Annotated in this window: 8 protein-coding genes and 1 pseudogene; all 9 read right to left on the bottom strand. The window is 41.7% G+C overall.

From position 1 onward, the window contains the following. Window positions 1–494: 494 nt before the first annotated feature. The gene (locus H6G26_RS39210; protein ID WP_190737224.1) at window positions 495–632 is read right to left on the bottom strand and encodes a hypothetical protein; all 138 of its coding nucleotides are present in this window, start codon (window positions 630–632) and stop codon (window positions 495–497) included. A 10-nt stretch (window positions 633–642) separates the two neighbouring features. Next, window positions 643–855 carry a hypothetical protein gene (locus H6G26_RS39205; RefSeq protein ID WP_190737222.1) on the bottom strand — a complete coding sequence of 71 codons (213 nt, stop codon included), beginning with the start codon at window positions 853–855 and terminating at the stop codon, window positions 643–645. Between the two features lie 9 nt (window positions 856–864). Beyond that, a complete protein-coding gene (locus H6G26_RS39200) occupies window positions 865–1,077 on the bottom strand; it encodes a hypothetical protein (protein WP_190737220.1) in 213 nt (70 codons plus the stop codon). Between the two features lie 14 nt (window positions 1,078–1,091). After that, window positions 1,092–1,436 (bottom strand): hypothetical protein, encoded by a 345-nt coding sequence (locus tag H6G26_RS39195; protein ID WP_190737218.1) that lies wholly within the window; start codon window positions 1,434–1,436, stop codon window positions 1,092–1,094. Then, window positions 1,433–1,630: a hypothetical protein gene (locus H6G26_RS39190; RefSeq protein WP_190737216.1), complete on the bottom strand. Its 198-nt coding sequence runs from the start codon at window positions 1,628–1,630 to the stop codon at window positions 1,433–1,435. The genes H6G26_RS39195 and H6G26_RS39190 overlap by 4 nt, the downstream gene beginning before the upstream one ends. A gap of 113 nt (window positions 1,631–1,743) precedes the next feature. After that, the gene (locus tag H6G26_RS39185; protein ID WP_190737214.1) at window positions 1,744–2,013 is read right to left on the bottom strand and encodes a hypothetical protein; all 270 of its coding nucleotides are present in this window, start codon (window positions 2,011–2,013) and stop codon (window positions 1,744–1,746) included. Window positions 2,014–2,084: 71 nt separating this feature from the next. Beyond that, on the bottom strand, window positions 2,085–2,645 hold the full coding sequence (locus H6G26_RS39180) for a WGR domain-containing protein (protein ID WP_190737212.1): 561 nt from the start codon (window positions 2,643–2,645) through the stop codon (window positions 2,085–2,087). A gap of 65 nt (window positions 2,646–2,710) precedes the next feature. Continuing rightward, entirely contained in the window at window positions 2,711–3,010 is a 300-nt protein-coding gene (locus H6G26_RS39175) for a hypothetical protein (protein WP_242054329.1), read from the bottom strand. A 232-nt stretch (window positions 3,011–3,242) separates the two neighbouring features. Further along, window positions 3,243–4,238 (bottom strand): annotated as a pseudogene (locus tag H6G26_RS39170) (AAA family ATPase); the annotation flags it as partial. Window positions 4,239–4,321 lie beyond the last annotated feature (83 nt).

Here is a 4,321-nt window from a genome sequence, read left to right as displayed (position 1 = left end):
GCTGTCGAGACAAATTCATAGTCCCCAAGCCGGGTGTGTAACCCTGCTAACTTGACTGCTTTAACTGCAATTTCTTCCAGTTTATTTTTTGGCTGGTATTCATCTTCCGACAACAAAAAAAGCTCACTCTTGCGATTAAACTTGTCTTCTAATGTTCGTACCATGTTTAAGTACCCTCTTATGGGATTAGCGTCACAAGGAGCGGAAACGGCGATCGCTTACCTTGGCCGGGGGCGATCGCTTGAAGCTTATTTAAAAATATTGTGTGCCTCCGGCAAGGCATAAGATAAAGACTGTCTCAATCCGACTACCGATAAACATCGTTAATCCAGTTCCCATCATGCTGAAACACAAAGCCAACTTCGCTGTGCTTGCAGGTATTGTGATGTTGAAATAGTTCGGTTTCTTTTGCCCGAAAACCATGACACAGCCACTCAAAATAGTAGAAAATGCGAAAACTCCAATGGCAGATTTAAGAATGAATTGTTTTGTGTTCATTTTTGCTTTTTGGGTGGTTCGTGCTTCGATAACAGAGCGCCAAAATCATAAATTGTTACTGTTGGTTTTGGTTTTGACTCGATTACGAGTTCAGGACTACCCAACCCGACTGCATTTCTGATTTCTTGTTCCATATCAAAATTTTCATTTTTGAGTCATCTGCTTCATATCATCGATTGCATCCAAAACTTCCCCCAAAATATTGAAAGCATCGTTTAAAACCACGTCATTCAATGTAGAAAAGTATTCGGAGGATTCGATATTGCGATAATCTTGACTACTGCTAATAAGCCGCAGTGTATATTGACACCCTTGCAATATGGCTTGAATTTCTGAAGTAGTTAGCTTAATTTCCATTGGTGTGTTCTAACTTTGAAAAACTGAATCGATTTCGCCGTTATCAATAGCCTTCTTTGCGTGGCCAACAGCTTGCGTATGATTGTCAAAGGTTTGAGTTGAAGGTGATGCCCAAGTTGTTTTAAAAAAGCCCTGCTTTCCAACGTGAACATCTACAGCACCATCTGATAATTCAGTACTCTCAATTTTGTAGCCGCCATGTTTGGTTTTGTACTCTTTCATTGCCTTTAACTTACCTAAAATTTATCTCGTTGAATGCTGAGGCTTGCTCCGACTAAAGAACTGCCCAAGAAAGCGGAAAAACTGACCAACATTGCACCTAAGCAGATATTTTTCTGTTGCTCCCAACCAGAGATGATTATATTGGGGTCAGCATTCGTTTCAATAATCTCCATTCCCCAGCACCCCATTGCTCCAACTCCCGAAAATCCAGTCAAGAGCAGAGAGATAATTGCAGTTGTTTCTATAGTGCGGTCGAGAATAATTCTGGGGTTGAATCTTCTCTTAATACGGCGACGAAAAACCATTTTACTCTTGTGGTCTAATTGAGATTGGTAAACAACTTGTTTGTGATTAGTCATTTTATATCCTCCAATTGAACATAGAAACCTGCACCTGTATTCGTAATCTTTACTCTTCTTTGATTGACCAATGTTTGAATCACTCCCAAGCTAAAATTGATACTGCATAACCGAGCGCTGCCACCGCAACGACTTAGGTACTGAAGGCATAACTGGGAATGGTCTTTTGGGACTGGGTTAGCTTTTTTAGGCATAATGTCTTTCCTGTTGTGGTTTGTAGGAAGCAAAGCGCTGGGTGAAAAAAATAGCCAAGCAGTATTAATGCTTGACTAAAGTGTTTTTGAATTTAAAAGGTGAATTTCAGTTATTAGAAATTATCAAGATCGTCAAATTGATTTGTTGCAGAGTGCTTGTACATTTTGGCTTTATTCATTTGATGATTAGAAGCTTTAATTACTGGAATTGCAGCTTCCTTAACTGAATCCTTTGCTTGTTGAAATAGAAATTGTGTCGTCCCTTGTGCATCTTCTTCTTTTGGGTCAATTTGTCCCCATAGTGAGCAAGTTAACTCTAAAGATTCGTAGTCACCTAAATTGAACTTACGTGTGTAAGTTACAGCAATAGTCTTGATTTCCATAATTTACCCAAACAATATTCCAAAATGAAGTGTAGCTATTTGGCATCTCTTACAAAGTGACGCTTCTCAAATTACAAATGTCGCCAGAAGTTCTTACTGATAGTCTTGAGACTGACTACCTTGGGTTCTGCTGTCGCTTCAGGGGCATGACCAACAGCCACCGCAGCAACTTGTGGTGCAGGTGTGGTTAACAAAGAGTTAAGCAATCCCATTTGATAATCAACATCTTTTACTGAGCGATATACTCTGTATGGTTCAATTTGCATACCCAAAGGTGTTGGGACAATCTTCAGATATTGATTTAGGGCATTGATATAAGCAACTGAAAAGTTTTTCTGCTCTACATAAGGACGAATAATCTCTAGTAATTCAATCGCTCTGTTGATTTCAGAAACTTCACAATTACTGTCGATTTGTGACTGACTTCTTCTGTAGCCTTTCATCATCTTTTCGGCTACTAGATTGTTGAATTTGCTAACGGCTCTTTGATGATTGCCTAATGTGTGGACTTTAGTTTGCGCTTGATAACCGACTCTGCCCCACTGCACTGTTAAGTTACCATCTTCGACAATGGCCGCCCAGAATTTATTGCTGTTTCGGATAGCATCAACAAAAACTAAATAGATTTCCATGTTTCTTACCCTGTCAATTCACAGCTTGACGGGCATTGCCCCATCGAATTTGATGCTGTAAAGCTTCAAGTAATGTTTCCGCTTCCAGAGAGAGTTGTTAGTCCATTTAAAACAGAGCAGACATCATACAAATCCTGGGGAATAGAATCAGGAATTACTAGCTCACATAAAGCATCTTTAAGGGCTGTAGAAACTGGATATTCAGTTGGGGTGTACTCTTGTTGCATAACAATGTATGTAGACAGAGTTACTCGTAATAACAGTTTTGTTTCTCTGTCTAACTTTTCTAAGTATGCGCCGTAGTTATCAACCAGTTGGTTAATTAAGTCTGTTTGACCGTAGTAAGTAACTAAGTCTGTTGCCATTTTCTTTGGTCTATCTAATTATTAAGAAGCTGGTGTTAATTTCTAAAAAAAATGTGATTGCCCCCATAAGATTAGGGAGCAACCCAGGGCGAACGCACGGTATTTCTGAAACCCTTGCTGGATAAGGATCTTGACGAAAAAATAGGCTAAATTTAAAAACGCTGAAACCCTTGCTATTAAAGGATTTTTATACTTTAGATGCGTTTGCCCTAGGGAGCAACCGCAATTAATATCAGTTCAGGTTTCTGTATTTGGCAGTCCTGAGAGACTGAGTTTTCGCTGCAACCACAGGACTACTAGCCCGTCGTGCGGTGGATGCCCACGATTGCATTCGTTCAACCACCGCCGCATCCTGAATTGCAAGTGGGGTAATTGTTTGACGGCAGGTTTCCAGATCAGCAAGTGTTACCTGCTGCGGTCTACCCTCATCGAATGCCAGCAGAGCAGCTTCCGAAGCAAGGGTTTCGAGTTCTGCCCCGGAAAATTTCGCGGTCGAGGCTGCGATCGCTTCGAGGTACTCGGATTCCAAGTGAATGCCAAAACGTTGTAGATGAATCCCTAGAATCTGGACTCGCTCAGGCTCCGTGGGAAGATCAACAAAGAAAGATTCGTCAAACCTTCCCTTCCTCTTGAATTCACTTGGTAGTGCTGATGGGTCATTGCAAGTAGCTACAATAAATACCCCAGCAGTACACTCACTCATGAACGTAAGTAAAGTTCCAAGAATCCTTTGACTAACACCTGAAGTATCACCCTGACCAGAAAGTGCTTTTTCGACCTCATCAATAAACAAGACACAAGGTGCGATCGCTGAGGCAGTTTTCAGTGCGCGTTTAACATTACCTTCGGATTCGCCAACTAGTGAACCTAGAAGGGACGCAATGTCGAGTTGCAGAAGTGGTAGATTGAGTATGCTAGCAATGTTTTTGGCACAGTTAGATTTTCCTGTTCCGGGTGGGCCTGCCAGCAACACACCTTTTGGTTGGGGTAAGCTAAGACTTCGTGCCTCTTGTGTAAACAGACCGCGGCGACGATTCAACCAATCACGTAGTAGATCGAGTCCGCCAAATGGAATTACCGCAGGTTTGCCCAACTCGATACCCATCTGCGCCAGTAGCCGAGTTTTGTACTCAACGGCTTTGGGGATAAAATCAGCGTCAACGACAACACCATCATTAGTTAAGTTTTCTTTGACTGTTAAGCGAAGGAAATCACTGGTTGAGTCGATGGGGGATATTATTCCCCGCACCTCTCATTTAGATCCGTGCGTACCCGTTTCCGTGTACACGGCTCCCGATGTTCTTAGCTTGC

This window comes from Nostoc sp. FACHB-888 (assembly GCF_014696655.1).
In the GTDB taxonomy this organism is placed as follows: domain Bacteria; phylum Cyanobacteriota; class Cyanobacteriia; order Cyanobacteriales; family Nostocaceae; genus Nostoc.
The sequence above is the reverse complement of the archived record's forward strand: the minus strand, read 5'-3'. Positions and strand labels throughout refer to the sequence as shown.

Bases quoted from the DNA above. Each gene is read 5' to 3' on its own strand.
- H6G26_RS39210 (WP_190737224.1), bottom strand. From the start codon at position 632: ATGGAACAAGAAATCAGAAATGCAGTCGGGTTGGGTAGTCCTGAACTC.
- H6G26_RS39205 (WP_190737222.1), bottom strand. From the start codon at position 855: ATGGAAATTAAGCTAACTACTTCAGAAATTCAAGCCATATTGCAAGGG.
- H6G26_RS39200 (WP_190737220.1), bottom strand. From the start codon at position 1,077: ATGAAAGAGTACAAAACCAAACATGGCGGCTACAAAATTGAGAGTACT.
- H6G26_RS39195 (WP_190737218.1), bottom strand. From the start codon at position 1,436: ATGACTAATCACAAACAAGTTGTTTACCAATCTCAATTAGACCACAAG.
- H6G26_RS39190 (WP_190737216.1), bottom strand. From the start codon at position 1,630: ATGCCTAAAAAAGCTAACCCAGTCCCAAAAGACCATTCCCAGTTATGC.
- H6G26_RS39185 (WP_190737214.1), bottom strand. From the start codon at position 2,013: ATGGAAATCAAGACTATTGCTGTAACTTACACACGTAAGTTCAATTTA.
- H6G26_RS39180 (WP_190737212.1), bottom strand. From the start codon at position 2,645: ATGGAAATCTATTTAGTTTTTGTTGATGCTATCCGAAACAGCAATAAA.
- H6G26_RS39175 (WP_242054329.1), bottom strand. From the start codon at position 3,010: ATGGCAACAGACTTAGTTACTTACTACGGTCAAACAGACTTAATTAAC.